The 17035-nt window shown below is 61.6% G+C and carries 12 protein-coding genes; 7 read left to right on the forward strand and 5 right to left on the reverse strand.

Going from position 1 to position 17035, the window contains the following annotated elements:
• Positions 1 to 39: 39 nt before the first annotated feature.
• From ACVHNU_RS04750 to gcl, 3 genes are all read right to left on the reverse strand, one after another.
• Positions 40 to 933 (reverse strand): 2-hydroxy-3-oxopropionate reductase, encoded by an 894-nt coding sequence (locus ACVHNU_RS04750; protein WP_003222962.1) that lies wholly within the window; start codon positions 931 to 933, stop codon positions 40 to 42.
• Positions 934 to 1094: 161 nt separating this feature from the next.
• The gene (gene hyi, locus ACVHNU_RS04755; RefSeq protein WP_473019111.1) at positions 1095 to 1877 is read right to left on the reverse strand and encodes a hydroxypyruvate isomerase; all 783 of its coding nucleotides are present in this window, start codon (positions 1875 to 1877) and stop codon (positions 1095 to 1097) included.
• A gap of 176 nt (positions 1878 to 2053) precedes the next feature.
• A complete protein-coding gene (gene gcl, locus ACVHNU_RS04760; RefSeq protein ID WP_473019112.1) occupies positions 2054 to 3829 on the reverse strand; it encodes a glyoxylate carboligase in 1776 nt (591 codons plus the stop codon).
• A 268-nt stretch (positions 3830 to 4097) separates the two neighbouring features.
• On the opposite strand from gcl, the gene ACVHNU_RS04765 reads away from it, so the two are divergent.
• Together ACVHNU_RS04765 and ACVHNU_RS04770 are read left to right on the forward strand one after the other, a co-directional pair.
• On the forward strand, positions 4098 to 4538 hold the full coding sequence (locus ACVHNU_RS04765) for a GlcG/HbpS family heme-binding protein (protein WP_003222968.1): 441 nt from the start codon (positions 4098 to 4100) through the stop codon (positions 4536 to 4538).
• Positions 4539 to 4749: 211 nt separating this feature from the next.
• Positions 4750 to 5208 (forward strand): REP-associated tyrosine transposase, encoded by a 459-nt coding sequence (locus ACVHNU_RS04770; protein ID WP_473019114.1) that lies wholly within the window; start codon positions 4750 to 4752, stop codon positions 5206 to 5208.
• A 100-nt stretch (positions 5209 to 5308) separates the two neighbouring features.
• Here the strand turns inward: ACVHNU_RS04770 and ACVHNU_RS04775 are convergent, their stop codons facing one another.
• Positions 5309 to 5917, reverse strand: coding sequence for a TetR/AcrR family transcriptional regulator (locus ACVHNU_RS04775; protein WP_034151540.1), 609 nt, complete (start codon positions 5915 to 5917; stop codon positions 5309 to 5311).
• A 261-nt stretch (positions 5918 to 6178) separates the two neighbouring features.
• Here ACVHNU_RS04775 and ACVHNU_RS04780 point away from each other — a divergent pair, with 261 nt between their 5' ends.
• The 5 genes from ACVHNU_RS04780 (at position 6179) to ACVHNU_RS04800 (ending at position 16038) form a co-directional block, all read left to right on the forward strand.
• Positions 6179 to 7312, forward strand: coding sequence for an efflux RND transporter periplasmic adaptor subunit (locus ACVHNU_RS04780; protein WP_003222969.1), 1134 nt, complete (start codon positions 6179 to 6181; stop codon positions 7310 to 7312).
• Between the two features lie 13 nt (positions 7313 to 7325).
• A complete protein-coding gene (locus ACVHNU_RS04785) occupies positions 7326 to 10409 on the forward strand; it encodes an efflux RND transporter permease subunit (RefSeq protein ID WP_473019115.1) in 3084 nt (1027 codons plus the stop codon).
• A complete protein-coding gene (locus tag ACVHNU_RS04790; protein ID WP_103486061.1) occupies positions 10399 to 13521 on the forward strand; it encodes an efflux RND transporter permease subunit in 3123 nt (1040 codons plus the stop codon). Before ACVHNU_RS04785 ends, ACVHNU_RS04790 begins: the two co-directional genes overlap by 11 nt.
• A 132-nt stretch (positions 13522 to 13653) precedes the next feature.
• Positions 13654 to 15057 carry an efflux transporter outer membrane subunit gene (locus ACVHNU_RS04795; protein ID WP_473019116.1) on the forward strand — a complete coding sequence of 468 codons (1404 nt, stop codon included), beginning with the start codon at positions 13654 to 13656 and terminating at the stop codon, positions 15055 to 15057.
• 66 nt (positions 15058 to 15123) lie between these two features.
• Complete coding sequence (locus ACVHNU_RS04800) at positions 15124 to 16038, forward strand: DUF808 domain-containing protein (RefSeq protein WP_103486064.1); 915 nt, start codon at positions 15124 to 15126, stop codon at positions 16036 to 16038.
• Positions 16039 to 16054: 16 nt separating this feature from the next.
• Here the strand turns inward: ACVHNU_RS04800 and ACVHNU_RS04805 are convergent, their stop codons facing one another.
• Entirely contained in the window at positions 16055 to 16879 is an 825-nt protein-coding gene (locus ACVHNU_RS04805) for a Cof-type HAD-IIB family hydrolase (RefSeq protein ID WP_473019117.1), read from the reverse strand.
• Positions 16880 to 17035: the final 156 nt, after the last annotated feature.

The following is a 17035-nucleotide window of genomic DNA, read 5'->3' on the forward strand; positions in this document are numbered from 1 at the left end:
AAGCTCGCTCCCACAGGTTCAAGCGGTGGGGCAAAGGCTTTATTTTTTGTCGCGAATCGAGAAGTTGGCCATGTGTTCCAGACCCTTGATCAGCGCCGAGTGGTCCCAGTTGCTGCCACCGATGGCCGCGCAGGTGCTGAACACTTGCTGGGCGTTGGCGGTGTTCGGCAGGTTGATGTTCAGCTCCTTGGCGCCTTGCAGGGCCAGGTTCAGGTCCTTCTGGTGCAGGCTGATGCGGAAGCCCGGATCGAAGGTGCCCTTGATCATGCGCTCGCCGTGCACTTCGAGGATCTTCGACGAAGCGAAACCGCCCATCAGCGCTTCACGCACCTTGGCTGGATCAGCACCGTTTTTCGAAGCGAACAGCAGGGCTTCAGCCACGGCCTGAATGTTCAGCGCGACGATGATCTGGTTCGCCACTTTGGCGGTCTGACCGTCGCCGTTGCCACCGACCAGAGTGATGTTCTTGCCCATGGCCTGGAACAGCGGCAGTGCGCGTTCGAAGGCATCGGCGTCGCCACCGACCATGATGCTCAGGGTCGCAGCCTTGGCGCCGACTTCCCCACCGGATACCGGGGCGTCGAGGTATTGCGCGCCTTTTTCGTTGATCTTCTTGGCGAAGGCCTTGGTGGCGGTCGGCGAGATCGAGCTCATGTCGATCACGACTTTGCCTTTGCCGATGCCGGCAGCAACGCCGTCGGCGCGGAACAGCACGTCGTCGACCTGCGGGGTGTCCGGCACCATGACGATGATGAATTCAGCTTCCTGCGCCACTTCGCGCGGGTTGGCCAGAGCGACGGCGCCAGCGGCGACCAGATCGGCCGGGGCGGCGTCGTGATGCGCCGACAGGAACAGGCTGTGACCGGCTTTCTGCAGGTTCGAAGCCATTGGGTGGCCCATGATGCCGGTGCCGATAAATCCGATTTTAGCCATGAGAAAATCCTCTTGTTTTTGTCTTGCTCAAGCGAAATAGGGGATGTTGCCTTGGGTGGGAGCGGGCTTGCTCGCGAATGCGGTGGAACATTCAATATCCGTGTTGACTGAACCACCGCATTCGCGAGCAAGCCCGCTCCCACAAGGGTTTTGCAGTGTTCTTAAATTGCGTTGTGGCTCTTGAGCCAGCCGAGACCGGCCTCGGTGGTGGTCAGCGGCTTGTATTCGCAACCGACCCAACCCTGGTAACCGATGCGATCCAGGTGTTCGAACAGGAAGCGGTAGTTGATTTCACCGGTGCCCGGCTCGTTGCGCCCCGGGTTGTCCGCGAGCTGCACGTGGTTGATCTCGCCCAGGTGCGATTGCAGGGTGCGGGCCAGATCGCCTTCCATGATTTGCATGTGATAGATGTCGTATTGCAGGAACAGATTGGCGCTGCCGACCTGCTCGCGAATCGACAGGGCTTGCGCCGTGTTGTTCAGGTAGAAGCCCGGGATGTCGCGGGTGTTGATCGCTTCCATCACCAGTTTGATACCGGCCGCCTGCAGCTTGTCGGCCGCGTACTTGAGGTTGGCGACGAAGGTTTTCTCCACGGCCACATCATCAATGCCTTGCGGACGGATACCGGCCAGGCAGTTGACCTGGGTGTTGCCCAGCACCTGCGCGTAGGCAATCGCCAGATCGACCCCGGCGCGGAATTCTTCGACCCGATCCGGCAGACACGCGATACCGCGCTCGCCCTTGGCCCAGTCACCGGCCGGCAGGTTGAACAGCACTTGGGTCAGGCCGTTGGCATCGAGCCTGGCCTTGATTTCGGCAGAGCTGAAGTCGTACGGGAACAGGTATTCCACACCACTGAAACCGGCTTTGGCGGCGGCGTCGAAACGGGCAAGGAAATCCTGTTCGGTGAACAGCATGGACAGGTTGGCTGCGAAACGCGGCATGGTGGTCTCCCGTAAATCTTGTGAGGTTCCCCTTGTAGGAGCGAGCCTGTGTGGCGAGGGAGCTTGCTCCCGCTGGGGCGCGTAGCGGCCCCAAAAGCTTTACGACTGCTTCGCAGCCGAGCGGGAGCAAGCTCCCTCGCCACATGGCCCGCTCCCACAGGGAGAGCGGTCAGCAGTTAATCAAGCAACGAAATCGCCGTTGGCGCGTCGTTGCCGACCAGTGCCAGGTCTTCGAATTCGTTGACGGCGTTGATCTCGGTCCCCATGGAGATGTTGGTCACACGCTCCAGGATGATCTCGACAATCACCGGTACCTTGAACTCATCGATCATCTGTTCGGCCTTGCGCAGGGCAGGGGCGATTTCCGACGGTTCGAACACCCGCAGGGCTTTACAGCCGAGGCCTTCGGCGACTGCGATGTGGTCGACACCGTAACCGTTGAGTTCCGGCGCGTTCAGGTTATCGAAGGACAGCTGCACGCAGTAGTCCATTTCGAACCCGCGCTGGGCCTGACGGATCAGCCCCAGGTACGAGTTGTTCACCACGACGTGGATGTAAGGCAGTTTGAACTGAGCGCCGACCGCCAGCTCCTCGATCATGAACTGGAAGTCATAGTCCCCCGACAGGGCCACGACTTTCCGGCTCGGATCGGCCTTGACCACGCCCAGCGCCGCCGGAATGGTCCAGCCCAACGGGCCGGCCTGACCGCAGTTGATCCAGTGACGCGGCTTGTAGACGTGCAGGAACTGCGCGCCGGCAATCTGCGACAGACCAATGGTGCTGACGTAGCAGGTGTCCTTGCCGAACACCTGGTTCATCTCTTCGTAAACGCGCTGCGGCTTGACCGGTACGTTGTCGAAGTGGGTCTTGCGGTGCAGGCTGGCTTTGCGTTGCTGGCAATCCTGCAGCCAGGCGCTACGGTTTTTCAGCTTGCCGGCGGCTTGCCATTCACGGGCGACTTCGATGAACACGGTCAGCGCGGCAGCGGCGTCGGAGACGATGCCCAGATCCGGAGTGAACACGCGGCCGATCTGCGTGCCTTCGATGTCAACGTGAATGAACTTGCGGCCTTCGGTGTAGACGTCGACCGAACCGGTGTGACGGTTGGCCCAACGGTTACCGATGCCCAGCACCACGTCGGATTTCAGCAACGTGGCGTTGCCGTAACGGTGCGAGGTCTGCAGACCGACCATGCCGACCATCAACGGGTGATCGTCCGGAATGGTGCCCCAGCCCATCAGGGTCGGGATCACCGGAATACCGGTCAGCTCGGCGAACTCCACCAGCAGATCGCTGGCGTCGGCGTTGATGATGCCGCCGCCGGCCACCAGCAATGGACGCTCGGCCTGATCCAGCAGGGCCAAAGCCTTCTCGACCTGAATCCGGGTCGCGGTTGGCTTGGCCAGCGGCAGCGGCTGGTAGGCGTCGATGTCGAATTCGATTTCAGCCATCTGCACGTCGAACGGCAGGTCGATCAGCACCGGGCCTGGACGGCCGGAGCGCATTTCGTAGAAGGCTTTCTGGAACGCGTAGGGCACCTGGCCCGGCTCCAGAACCGTGGTCGCCCACTTGGTGACGGGCTTGACGATGCTGGTGATGTCGACGGCCTGGAAGTCTTCCTTGTGCATACGGGCGCGGGGTGCCTGGCCGGTGATGCAGAGGATAGGGATCGAGTCGGCCGAGGCGCTGTAGAGCCCGGTGACCATGTCGGTACCGGCAGGGCCGGACGTACCGATGCACACGCCGATGTTGCCGGCCTTGGTGCGGGTGTAACCCTCGGCCATGTGTGACGCGCCTTCGACGTGGCGAGCGAGGACGTGATCGATGCCACCGACTTTCTGCAGGGCGGAGTACAGCGGGTTGATCGCAGCACCCGGAATGCCAAAAGCGGTATCAACCCCTTCACGGCGCATCACCAGAACGGCGGCTTCGATTGCTCTCATTTTGCTCATGGTTTTGTGCCTCTTTACGTTTTGTAATTGTATACAAGTGGCTTTGCGCAGAGTGTATTCACGGCGGACGGCGCAGGTCAATCCATTTTCTCAAGCGTCTGTTTCATTCGTCGGAAGCCGGTTTTGCTGTGGCTTTTCGTCGCATGTGGCGCCTTTCGAGAATTATTGTATACAAAAAAATAATTCATTGTGTTCTATTTGTGGCATCGGTCTGCGGCACTTGAGCGCAGCCCCACGACTTTCCCAATAACAAAATGAGGACGGCACCATGAGCGCTTTAACCTTGAAAGTCGCAGTCAACCTGGTCAACCAGGCCATCAGCACCGGGCGCGGCATCAACGCCGCGCCGCTGACCATCGCGGTACTCGATACTGGCGGCCACCTGATCACCCTGCAACGCGAAGACGGCGCCAGCCTGCTGCGCCCGAACATCGCCATCGGCAAAGCCTGGGGCGCCATCGCCCTGGGCAAGGGCTCACGCCTGCTGGCGCTGGACGCCCAACAACGCCCGGCGTTCATCGCCGCACTCAACAGCATGGGCCAGGGCAGCGTCGTCCCGGCCCCGGGCGGAGTGTTGATTCGTGATCAGGCGGGAAATGTGCTGGGCGCGATCGGGATCAGCGGCGATCTGTCGGATATTGATGAGCAAGTGGCGATCAAAGCGGTGGAGGCGCTGGATTTGAGGGCGGATGCGGGGGTGGCGGCTTGAATCTGTGTTGATTGATTAACCGTTATCGCGAGCAGGCTCACTCCTACAAGGGATCTTGGTTGGACACAAAATGTCTGAACACCACAAACCCCCGTAGGAGTGAGCCTGCTCGCGATAGCTCTCTCCCAGAAACATCCAGCCAACAGTCTGTCCCATCAAATTGAGCACGCAGAACTAGTCTTCTCATGAGCTGATCATGGGAGGCAAAGGAATGCCTGATCTACCCGCTGCACACCGATTGCGAGCCGGTCGCTATGCCGAGCCCAATCGAATCTACCTACTGACGACCAACACACTTGATCGCAAACCGATCTTTGCCGATTTTGCTTTGGGCCGATTGGTGGTTCATCAATTTCGGCGCGCACAAGATCTCGGCTTGGCGAACTCATTGGCGTGGGTGGTGATGCCGGATCATTTTCATTGGTTGATTGAATTGCAGAGAGGGTCGTTGAGCGAACTGATGCAAAAGACCAAATCGCTGAGCACCAAAGCGGTGAATCAGGCTACCGGTAGAAATGTTGGCCTCTGGCAAAGAGGATTTCATGACCGGGCACTGCGGCAGGAGGAGGATTTAGTGAAGATGGCAAGGTATGTCGTCGCTAACCCTTTGCGGGCTGGACTGGTGGAGAGGCTTGGAGACTATCCGCTGTGGGATGCGATTTGGGTTTGAGCCGAAACCGTGTCGCCTCGATCGCGAGCAGGCTCACTCCTACATTTGGAATGCGTTTCCCTGTAGGAGTGAGCCTGCTCGCGATGGCGTCAGCGCGGTCTCACTGATCCGGCTCACACCCTTTCAACACCAACCGAATGATCGTCTGCGCCGCCGCCTCGTAATCCGCCTCGTCCAGTTTGTCCTTGCCGGTGACCGCAGAGATCTGCCAGTCGAAGTCGGCGTAGGTCTGGGTCGCGGCCCAGATGCTGAACATCAGGTGGTTGGGGTCGATCGGGGCGATCTGGCCGCGGTCGATCCAGCTCTGGATGCAGTCGATGTTGTGCTTGGCCTGGCTGTTGAGCTGCTCGACCAGGTCGGCGCTGAGGTGCGGGGCGCCGTGCATGATTTCGCTGGCGAACACCTTGGAGGCGAAGGGCAGGTCGCGGGAGATGCGGATCTTCGAGCGGATGTAGCCACTGAGCACTTCGCTCGGCACGCCGTCCGGGTTGAACGGAGTCGAGGCCTGCAGGATCGGCACGATGATGCTTTCCAGGACCTCGCGGTAGAGGTTTTCCTTGGACTTGAAGTAGTAGTAGACGTTGGGCTTGGGCAATCCTGCCTTGGCGGCGATGTCGCTGGTTTTGGTCGCAGCGAAGCCTTTGTCGGCAAATTCCTCACTGGCGGCACGCAGGATCAGTTCTTTGTTGCGCTCGCGGATTGTGCTCATAAACCCGGTGGTTCCTTGCCTGTTCTGGCGGTTGCGCATGGTAGCACCGGCCTCGCGCAGCGCTCAAGAATGCCCCGGCAAGGGGGCGGACGGACTTCGCTGTCTCGGGGCTGAACGAACCTGCAGATCTTTGGGTGAACTCGGGAGGCGCTGCTAGAGTTCAAGGCAGCGATCAAGCCATTGGCCAGGGATTTGCCTTGTATGGCCGGGCTTCACTTTCAATTGCCGTGTGTGATTGTCGGCCTGTTCGAGTGAAATACCGTGGAAAAACGCAGACGCAGCAAAATCGCCTGGGCCATCGTTGTGCTGGGGCTTGTATTGCTGGCAGTGGTGCTGTGGCTGTTCCTCGCGTCGAACCAGCGCAAGCCCAAGCCACCGCCGCCGGCCGAACCCGTGGCAACGGTCGCAGTCAAGTTGCAGGATGTGCCGGTGTACATCGACGCCCTCGGCACCGTCACTCCGACCCGCAGCGTGACAGTGATCACCCAAGTCGACGGAATTTTAAGCTCGGTCGAATTCCAGGAAGGCCAGCAGGTGCGCAAGGGTCAGGTGATCGCCCGCATCGATGACCGCGCACTCAAGGCACAATTGGCGGTGGCCAAGGGTACGCTGATGCACGATCAGGCGTTGCTTGCCAACGCCGTGCGCGATCTGGCGCGCTATCGCGAGCTGATCAAGGTCGGTTCCACCACCCAGCAAACCCTCGATACCCAGGCCTCCCTGGTGCAGCAACTGCAAGGTACGGTCGCTTCCGATCAGGGCAGCGTGCAGAACCTCGAAGTGCAATTGAGTTATTGCACCATCACCTCGCCGGTGGATGGCGTGGTCGGCCTGCGCCAGGTCGATCCCGGCAACTACGTGACCACCACCAGCACCACCGGGATTGCGGTCATCACCCAGATGACCCCGGCCACGGTGGTGTTCGCCGTGCCCGAAGATGATCTGGGCGCAATCAATCAGGCCATGGCCAAGGGGCCGGTGACGGTGCTGGCCTACGACCGCAACAAGCACAATCTGCTGGCCACTGGCAGTCTGCTGGCGCTGGATAACCAAGTCGATACCAGCACCGGCACGATCAAGGTCAAGGCGCAGTTTGATGATGCGGGCAAGGCGCTGTTCCCCAATCAGTTCGTCAATGCGCGACTCAAGGCCGACACGCTGACCCAGATCAGCGTGGTGCCGACCCGGGCGATCCAGCACGGCAGCAAAGGCGATTTCGTGTTCGTCGTGGTCGATCCGGGCAACAAGGTCAGCCTGCGCAACATCAAGACCGGCCCGGCGACGGGGGACGTCTCGGCAGTGCTCGACAACGGCGTGAAGGCCGGTGAGCAGGTGGTCACCGAGGGCGCCGACAAACTTGACGATGGCTCTGCGGTGAAAGTCGTCGCGCAGTGAGGAGGCGCCCAACATGAACGTCTCGCGCCCCTTCATCGAACGCCCGGTCGCTACCACGCTGTTGATGGTGGCGGTGCTGTTGCTAGGCATGCTCGGTTATCACTTGCTGTCGGTGTCGGCGTTGCCCGAGGTCGATTACCCAACTATCCAGGTCTTCACTCAATACCCCGGCGCGAGTCCCGAGGTGATCAGCTCGTCGATCACCGCGCCGCTGGAGCGTCAGCTCGGCGAGATGCCGGGCCTCAAATCGATGAACTCCACCAGCTCCGACGGCGCCTCGGTGGTGACCCTGCAATTCGATCTGTCGTTGTCGCTGGATGTCGCCGAGCAGGAAGTGCAGGCCGCGATCAACGCCGCCGGCACGTTCCTGCCGGCCAACCTGCCGTACCCGCCGGTGTACAGCAAGGTCAATCCGGCCGACGCGCCGGTGCTGACCCTGTCGCTGACCTCCGACGTGCTGCCGCTGACCAAGGTTGAAGACCTTGCCGACACGCGGCTGGCGCAGAAAATTTCGCAGATCACCGGCGTCGGCCTGGTCACCATCAGCGGCGGTCAGCGCCCGGCGGTGCGGGTCGAGGCCAACACCTCGGCGCTGAACAATCTCGGTCTGTCCCTTGATGACCTGCGCACTTCGCTGGGCACGGCCAACGTCAATCAGGCCAAGGGCAATATCGACGGCAAATATCAGGCGTATTCGATCGGCACCAACGACCAGTTGCAGTCGGCCGAGGAGTACCGCGACCTGGTGATCGCCTACAAGAACGGCGCGCCGATCCGTCTGTCGCAGATCGCCAGTTCGACCCAGGGCCCGGAGAATCCACGCCAGGCCGCGTGGACCAATAGCACGCCGTCGATTGTCCTGAATATCCAGCGTCAGCCCGGCGCCAACGTGATCGACGTGGTTGACCGTGTGCAGCAACTGTTGCCCAAATTGCGCGCCAGTCTGCCGGCGACGCTCAAGGTCAACGTGCTCACCGATCGCACGCAAACCATTCGTGCCTCGGTCACCGACGTGCAGTACGAACTCGGGGTGGCGGTGCTGCTGGTGGTGATCGTGATTTTCCTGTTCCTGCGCAATCTCCCGGCGACGATCATTCCGGCGGTAACCGTGCCGCTGACCCTGGTCGGTACGCTTGCAGTGGCCTATGGGCTGGGCTTTTCGCTGAATAACCTGACGCTGATGGCGCTGACCATCGCCATCGGTTTCGTGGTCGATGACGCCATCGTCATGATCGAAAACATCACCCGTTACATCGAGGCCGGCGACTCGCCGATGGAGGCTGCGCTCAAGGGCTCGGAGCAGATCGGCTTCACGATCATTTCGCTGTCGGTGGCGCTGATCGCGGTGATGATTCCGCTGCTGTTCATGGGCGACGTGGTCGGGCGATTGTTCCGTGAATTTGCCATGACCGTGGCGGTGACCATCGTCATCTCGGCGCTGATCACCCTGACCCTGACGCCAATGATGTGCTCGCGCATGCTCAAGCACAGGCACGAGGAGCGCCGGGTCGATTTCTTCGACCGGATCAACGGCTATTACGTCAAAGGCCTGGACTGGGTGTTGCTGCACCGCGGGTTGATGTTGATTTCCATTGTGTTCACCGGGGCACTGACCCTGCTGATCATCGTGGTGATGCCCAAGGGCTTTTTCCCCGAGCAGGACACCGGGCTGATCCAGGGTATTTCCCAGGCCTCGCCGACGATTTCCTTCCAGCAGATGCAGATCGAACAGCAACGGCTGGCCGCACGAATTCTGAAGGATCCAGCGGTGGCCAGCCTGTCGTCGTTCGTCGGTATCGACCAGACCAACCCGACGATCAATCAGGGCAACCTGCTGATCAACCTCAAGCCCCACGGCGACCGCGACAGCAGCGCGGCAGTGATTCGCCGGCTCTCGGACGCCAACGCCGACGACGCCGGGATTCGCCTGTACCTGCACAGCGTGCAGGACCTGACGCTGGACGCCACGGTCTCGACCACCAGCTACCGCCTCGGCCTGCAGGCCACCGACCCGGATGAGCTGGAGCAGTGGACCAACACATTGCTGGCGGCGATCAAGCAGGACCCGATGTTCACCGATGTGCAGAGTCAGGCGATGCAGTTCGGCAATCAGATCCAGCTCAACTTCGACCGCGCCACCGCTTCACGTCTGGGGATCACCCCGCAGGCCATCGACGATGTGCTGTACGACGCCTTCGGCCAGCGTCAGGTGTCGACCATCTACACCCAGCTCAACCAGTATCACGTGGTGATTGCCACTGATCATCCGCCGCACAATCTGGCCGATTTGCTGACCGGGCTCTACGTCGATATTCCCGGCGGCGGGGTGGCGCCGCTGTCCAGCATGGCGACCATGCAGGTGATTCGCGCGCCGGTGACCATCAACCGCCTCGGGCAATTTCCCTATGCCGACGTGTCGTTCAACCTCGCCCCCGGCCAGACCCTTGGTGCTGCGGTAACCCGGCTCAACGAGATCGAAGCCAAGGCCGGCCTGCCGCTGTCGGTGCAGGCCAATCTGGAGGGGGCGGCGGCGACGTTCGAGGCGTCACTGTCGAATCAGGTATTTCTGGTGCTGGCGGCGATCATCGTCGTGTACCTGATGCTGGGCATTCTCTACGAGAGCTTCGTGCACCCGGTGACGATTCTTTCGACCTTGCTCTCGGCAGCGCTGGGTGCGCTGCTGGCGTTGCTGATCACCGGCACGCAGTTCGACATCATCGGCCTGATCGGGATCGTGCTGTTGATCGGGATCGTGATGAAGAACGGCATCATGATGGTCGACTTCGCGCTGGAGCTTGAGCGCGAGGGCGGACTCGATGCGGTGGCGGCGATTCGTCAGGCGGCCGAGCTGCGTTTTCGGCCGATCCTGATGACCAGCATGGCCTCGCTGTTTGGCGCGGTACCGCTGGCGCTGGGTACCGGGATCGGTTCGGAGCTGCGTCATCCGCTGGGCATCGCGATCATCGGCGGGCTGTTGCTCAGTCAGTTGTTGACGCTGTTTTCGACCCCGGTGATTTTCCTCGCCATGCACAGTCTGGAGCAGCGTTTCACTCGGCGCCGGCCAGCGCTGGTCGAGGCCTATCGCGATGAACCTTAGCGCGCCGTTCATCCAGCGCCCGATCGCCACCACGTTGCTGGCGGTGGGGCTGGCGCTGTTCGGCGTGCTGGCGTTCAACCTGCTGCCAGTGGCGCCGCTGCCGGAAGTGGATTTCCCCACCATCAGCGTGCGCGCTTCGTTGCCCGGCGCTGATCCGAGCACTGTCGCATCGTCGGTGGCGACGCCGCTGGAGCGCCAGTTCGGGCAGATCGCCGGGGTCACTGAAATGACCTCGTCGAGTTCGCTGGGGGCGACGCGCATCACCCTGCAGTTCGACCTCAACCGCGATATCGACGGTGCCGCCCGGGACGTGCAGGCGGCGATCAACGCGGCGCGCAGCAATCTGCCGAGCGACCTGTCCGGCAACCCGACCTACCGCAAGGTCAACCCGGCCGACTCGCCGATCCTGATCCTCAGCCTGACCTCCGACACCGCGACACGCGGACAGATGTATGACGTGGCCTCGACCCTGCTTGAGCAACGCCTGTTGCAAACCACCGGGGTCGGCGACGTCACGGTGGGTGGCGCGGCGCTGCCGGCGGTACGCATCGAGCTCAACCCGGATCGGCTCAACCGCTATGGCGTCAGCCTCGAACAGGTGCGCCAGGTGATTCAGGCGTCCAACGTCAATCTGCCCAAGGGCACGGTGGCGCTCGGCGCTCAATCCTATGGCCTCAAGGCCAACGACATGCTCTATCAGGGCGCCGATTACGGGCCGTTGGTAGTGAAGAAAAACAATGGCGATCTGGTGCGCATTTCCGATCTGGGCGACGTCACTGAAGACGTCGAAGACCTGCGCAACTTCGGCCTGTCCAACGGCAAACCAGCGGTGCTGCTGGTGGTGTTCAAGCAGCCCGGGGCCAACGTCATCGACACCGTGGATGCGGTGAAGGCCGACCTGCCGTTTCTGCAAAGTTCGATCCCTTCGGCGATCAAGATCAACATCCTGATGGATCGCACCACCACCATTCGTGCGTCGTTGCATGACGTGGAAATGACCCTGCTGATTTCCATCGCACTGGTGACGCTGGTGACGTTCGCGTTCTTCCGCGACTGGCGCAGCACGCTGATCCCGGCCATCGTCGTGCCGTTGTCGCTGCTCGGCACGTTTGGCGCGATGTACTTTCTCGGCTATAGCCTGAACAACCTGTCGTTGATGGCACTGACCATTTCCACCGGGTTTGTGGTGGACGATGCGATCGTGGTGGTCGAGAACATCATGCGCCATCTGGAGAAGGGCGAAAGCCGTGTGCAGGCGGCGCTGGCCGGGGCACGCGAGGTCGGCTTCACGGTGATGACCATCAGTGTGTCGCTGGTGGCGGTGTTCATTCCGTTGCTGCTGATGGGCGGCATAGTCGGGCGACTGTTTCGCGAGTTTTCGATTTCGCTGTCGGTGGCCATCGTGATTTCGATGCTGGTATCACTGACCGTGACGCCGATGCTCGCCAGCGTGCTGCTGCGCACCAATGAGCAGGCTGGGGACGGCGAAGATCACCCGGATTCGCGCTTTCACCGCTTCTATGACCGCACCCTGGGCTGGGTGGTGGAGCATTCGTTCCTGATGGGGTTGCTGACGTTGCTGGTGATCGTGCTGGCGTGCGTCCTGTACGTGATGGTGCCCAAGGGCTTTTTCCCGCAGGAAGACACCGGGCGCATGTCCGGCAGCATCATCGCGGCGCAGAGCATTTCCTTCGGGGCGATCCAGTCGAACTTCAGCGAGATCAACCAGAAGGTGCTGAGCAATCCGAACGTGGCCACCGTCGGTGGTTTTGTCGGCGGTGGCGGCGGGATCGGCGGCGCGGTGAACAGTGCGCAGTTGTTCATTACCCTCAAATCACTGGCTGATCGCAAGGACAGCGCCGATCAGGTCATCGGGCAGATTCGCCGCACCCTGGGCGACATGCCCGGCACGCGCCTGTACCTGCAATCAGCGCAGGACATCACCGTTGGCGGGCGGCAGAGCGGGGCGCAATATCAGTACACGATGACCGCCGATGACCAGAGCACCCTCGATGAATGGGTGCCCAAAGTCGTGGCGGCGCTGCACACCTTGCCGCAACTGACCGACATCAACACCGATCAGCAGGACAACAGCCTGATGGCCAGCGTCACCGTCAATCGTGATGCGGCGGCGCGACTGGGCGTGAGCATGTCGGCCATCGACCAGACGCTGTACGACGCGTTCGGCCAGCGTCAGGTCTCGACCATCTACCGTTCCGCCAACCAGTACCACGTAGTGATGGAAGTTGCGCCGCCGTACTGGGCTGACCCGGCCACCCTGAAAAATGTCTACGTGCCGGTGGGCACGGCGGCCGTCACCACCAAGGGCGCTGCGGCGGCGCCCAACCTCAGCGCCACCGCCTCGCAACCGTTGGTACCGCTGTCGGCTGTTGCTGATTATTCGGTGGGGCGCACAGCGATTTCGATCAGTCATCAGGGCACCTTTCCAGCGGTGACCGCTTCGTTCAACCTCGCGCCAGGCGTATCCATCGGTCAGGCGACGGCGTTAGTTGAAAACGCCGTGAAGCAATTGCGCATGCCGGCCAGCGTGGTCGGCCAGTTCGCCGGCACCGCGCAGGTGTTCCAGTCTTCGGTGGCCAGTGAACCGTTGCTGATCGTCGCGGCGCTGCTGTCGGTGTATGTCGTGCTGGGGATGCTTTACGAGAGTCTGGTGCATCCGCTGACGATTCTTTCGACCTTGCCCTCGGCCGGGGTCGGTGCCTTGATCGCGTTGCTGCTGACGGGGACTGAACTGTCGATCATCGCGCTGGTGGGGGTGATTCTGTTGATCGGGATCGTGAAGAAGAACGCGATCATGATGATCGACTTCGCCATCACCGAGCGCCGCGAATTTGGCCTGAGCGCGAAAGAAGCGATTCGCCGCGCCTGTCTGATCCGTTTCCGGCCGATCATGATGACCACGCTGGCGGCAATTCTTGGCGCGCTGCCGCTGGTGCTCGGCACCGGCTATGGCTCGGAGCTGCGCCGACCGTTGGGGATTTCGATCATTGGCGGCTTGCTGTTCAGCCAGTTGCTGACGCTGTACACCACGCCGGTGATCTACCTTTGGCTGGATCGGGCGTCGCAGCGCCTGAAGCGTAAGGAGCAATAGATGAAACGTCGCAAATCCCCTGTGGGAGCGGGCTTGCTCGCGAAGGCGTCGGGTCAGCCAGCATTGATGGTGAAGGTGAAATCGCTTTCGCGAGCAAGCCCGCTCCCACAGGGGTTAGTGCTGGCATTGATCATGGCGCTGTTGTTGAGTGGCTGCATGGTCGGTCCGGATTATCAGAAACCGGCCATGGAACTGCCGACCTCCTTCAAGGAAGGCACCCAATGGCAGCGCGCCCAGGCCAATCCGCAGGGGGCGCTGAACAGTCAGTGGTGGCGGATTTATCAGGATCCGATACTCAACGATCTGGTCGAGCGCTCGGCCAGGGCCAACCAGTCGATCATTGGTGCCGAAGCGGCGTATCGGCTGGCGCAGGCACAAGTGGCATCGAGCCGCGCCGGGTTGTGGCCGACGGTGGGCGTGGGCTTGTCCGGCGCGCGCGGGGTCGGTGGCGGGGCCAGCGGCAGCACCACCAGCGGCTTGACCGGCACCAGCAGCAGTGGCGGCACCGTCGAGCAATCCGTCAGCGCGACCTTGAGCGCCAGTTGGGAGCCGGATCTGTGGGGCCAGGTGCGGCGCGGCATCGAATCGAGCCAGGCCTCGCTGCAATCGTCCGATGCTTTGCTGGCCGGGGTGCGGCTGTCGATTGGAGCGAGCGTAGCGACCAATTATCTGGGGCTGCGGCAACTGGATATCGACATCGATCTGTTGCAGCAACAGCAGACCATCAACCAGCAACTGCTGACGATGATCCAGGCGCAAACCGTGCAGGGTACGGCGACCAACGATCAATTGCTGGTGGCGCAGGATCAATTGAGCACGGTGATTGCCGCGCTGCAAACCGCGCAGCGTTCACGCGAGCAGGCCGAGCATGCATTGGCGGTGCTGGTGGGCGTGGCGCCGGCGCAGTTCAATCTGTCCAAGGCTGCCGACTATCAGTTCACCACGCCGATGCCGCCGCCGGTGCTGCCGTCGAATCTGCTGTTGCGGCGTCCCGATGTGGTCTCGGCCGAACGCCTGGCAGCAGCGGCCAACGCGCGAATCGGCGTCGCCGAAGCGGCGTTTTTTCCGACCCTGAGCCTGACCGCCGAAGGCGGTTTTCGCGGCACGGCGCTGGGCGGTCTGTTCTCGGTGCCGAACCGCATCTGGACCCTCGGCCCGGCGCTGGCTGAAACGATTTTCGACGGCGGCGCCCGCGAAGCCGCCAAGCAGGAAGCCGAAGCCACCTACGATCAGGACGTGGCGAATTATCGCGGCACGGTGCTCGGTGCGCTGCAGAACGTCGAGGACAACCTGTCGGCGATCAATCACTTGCACACCCAGGCGCAGGCCTACGAGCAGATGTTCCAGCGCAATCAGCAATTGTTCGGCAGCCAGCAGGCGCAGCAGCGCGCGGGCACGGTCAGCCAGCAAGCGGTATTGACTCAGCAATTGGTGCTGTTGCAGGCCGAGCAGAACCTGCGCGACACGCAAGGTTTGCTCAGCCAGGGCAGTGTCGCGCTGTTCCAGAGCCTGGGGGGTGGCTGGCAGGTGCCTTAGCGTCTCGCTCCCGTGAGTGCGGCGCGGTATGCTGCGCGGCATTATTCACATAAGGAAACAAGATTCATGGCAGGAAGCAGTTTGCTGGTGCTGATCGACGACATCGCCACCGTTCTGGACGATGTGGCGTTGATGAGCAAAATGGCCGCCAAGAAGACCGCCGGCGTACTCGGCGATGACCTGGCGCTCAATGCCCAGCAAGTCTCCGGCGTGCGCGCCGAGCGGGAAATTCCCGTGGTCTGGGCGGTGGCCAAGGGCTCGTTTCTCAACAAACTGATTCTGGTGCCTTCGGCGTTGGCGATCAGTGCGTTTGTGCCGTGGCTGGTGACGCCGCTGTTAATGGTCGGCGGCGCGTATCTGTGCTTCGAAGGCTTCGAGAAACTCGCGCACAAGTTCCTGCACAGCAAGGCCGAAGATGACGCCGGACATGCGCAATTGACCGAGGCCGTGGCCGCGCCGAGCACCGATCTGGTGGCTTACGAGAAGGACAAGATCAAAGGCGCGATCCGCACCGATTTCATCCTTTCGGCGGAAATCATCGCCATCACCCTCGGCACCGTGGCCGACGCTTCGCTGACCCAGCAAGTGATCGTGATGTCCGGCATCGCCATCGTCATGACTGTCGGTGTTTATGGTCTGGTGGCCGGCATCGTCAAACTCGACGACCTCGGCCTGTGGCTGACGCAGAAACCCGGTGCCGCAGCGAAAAGCATCGGCAACGCGATCCTGCGCGCCGCGCCGTACATGATGAAAGGCCTGTCGGTGATCGGCACGGCGGCGATGTTCCTGGTCGGCGGCGGCATCCTCACCCACGGCATTCCTGCGGTGCATCACTGGATTGAAAGTGTGGGTGCGGCGTCCGGTAGTGTCGGGTTTGCAGTCCCGGTGCTGCTCAATGGCGTGGCCGGGATTATTGCCGGGGGCGTGGTGTTGCTCGCGGTGAGCCTGGTTGGCAAATTGTGGAAAGCTGTGCGGGCGTAAGGACGCCCGCAGGTGTTCATGCCGGGCGATCAGCGCTCTTCAGCAGATGCTTCGACAGGTAGTGCGCGACGGCTTCATCGGTGCATCGGCCGATGATCTCCGCTTCGGGCAGTGCCTGTCTCAACTCGGCATGTGCGTTGCCCATCAGCACGCCTTTGCCGACACCGGCCAACATGTCGGCGTCGTTCATGGCGTCACCAAACGCGATGCAGGCCTGAATGGGCACGTTGAGGAATTCGGCCAGCTGCTTCAGGGCATTGCCCTTGGAGACGTCTCTGGCCATGACCTCCAGGCACCATGGAAACGTGAATACCGTGCCGATCTGATCGCCCAGCCGTTGTTCCAGCCGCGCCTGCAGCCTGAGCAGGGCGTCATGATCCTTGCTGCGCTGAAAGAAAAACACTTTCTGCACAGCCTGCAGCGGCAGATTCTCGGTCGCGCAGAGTGTTGGCTGGAAGTCCGGGTTCTGGCTGAAGTCCTTCAGGTTTTCGTCTTCTCGACTCATCAGCCAGCCGGATCGGCAGTAAAGGTTGATGGTCAGGTCGGTGTCGGCGCGGGTTTCCTCGAGCAATGTCTGAACAACGGCGGTCGATAATTCCGCGCTCAATGAAAGTCCGCCACAGGCGCTGGAAATGCGCGCGCCATTGGCGGTGATCAGGTGAACCGGCGGTGACTGACTGTCGAGCAATGACTCGACGTCCGTCTGATGCCGACCCGTCGCCAGCACGATGTGATGACCTGCGCGGTTCAAGCTGTGAATCACGCTTTTGGTAAAGGCACCGAAAGTATCGCCTGGCAGCAGCAGCGTGCCATCCAGGTCAGAGGCAATAAGCAAGTACATCATGACTCCTCGGAAGGGATCGCCTGCCCACCCAGTTGACCGGGCGTACGCCGCTGTCTGTAAGACGAATGGCGGCGTCAGTCTTGACCCGGGCGGCCGCAGAAGGGCAGGCATATGAAAAGAATGTCGGGCGTGAAGACGCGCTGACAAGCTCGG

The sequence above is a fragment of the Pseudomonas sp. Ors-4-3C genome (assembly GCF_055755035.1).

What these genes read in the sequence shown, in the direction of transcription:
- ACVHNU_RS04750 (WP_003222962.1), bottom strand. Translation starts at nt 933, where the DNA reads ATGGCTAAAATCGGATTTATCGGCACCGGCATCATGGGCCACCCAATG.
- hyi (WP_473019111.1), bottom strand. Translation starts at nt 1,877, where the DNA reads ATGCCGCGTTTCGCAGCCAACCTGTCCATGCTGTTCACCGAACAGGAT.
- gcl (WP_473019112.1), bottom strand. Translation starts at nt 3,829, where the DNA reads ATGAGCAAAATGAGAGCAATCGAAGCCGCCGTTCTGGTGATGCGCCGT.
- ACVHNU_RS04765 (WP_003222968.1), top strand. Translation starts at nt 4,098, where the DNA reads ATGAGCGCTTTAACCTTGAAAGTCGCAGTCAACCTGGTCAACCAGGCC.
- ACVHNU_RS04770 (WP_473019114.1), top strand. Translation starts at nt 4,750, where the DNA reads ATGCCTGATCTACCCGCTGCACACCGATTGCGAGCCGGTCGCTATGCC.
- ACVHNU_RS04775 (WP_034151540.1), bottom strand. Translation starts at nt 5,917, where the DNA reads ATGAGCACAATCCGCGAGCGCAACAAAGAACTGATCCTGCGTGCCGCC.
- ACVHNU_RS04785 (WP_473019115.1), top strand. Translation starts at nt 7,326, where the DNA reads ATGAACGTCTCGCGCCCCTTCATCGAACGCCCGGTCGCTACCACGCTG.
- ACVHNU_RS04790 (WP_103486061.1), top strand. Translation starts at nt 10,399, where the DNA reads ATGAACCTTAGCGCGCCGTTCATCCAGCGCCCGATCGCCACCACGTTG.
- ACVHNU_RS04795 (WP_473019116.1), top strand. Translation starts at nt 13,654, where the DNA reads ATGGCGCTGTTGTTGAGTGGCTGCATGGTCGGTCCGGATTATCAGAAA.
- ACVHNU_RS04800 (WP_103486064.1), top strand. Translation starts at nt 15,124, where the DNA reads ATGGCAGGAAGCAGTTTGCTGGTGCTGATCGACGACATCGCCACCGTT.
- ACVHNU_RS04805 (WP_473019117.1), bottom strand. Translation starts at nt 16,879, where the DNA reads ATGTACTTGCTTATTGCCTCTGACCTGGATGGCACGCTGCTGCTGCCA.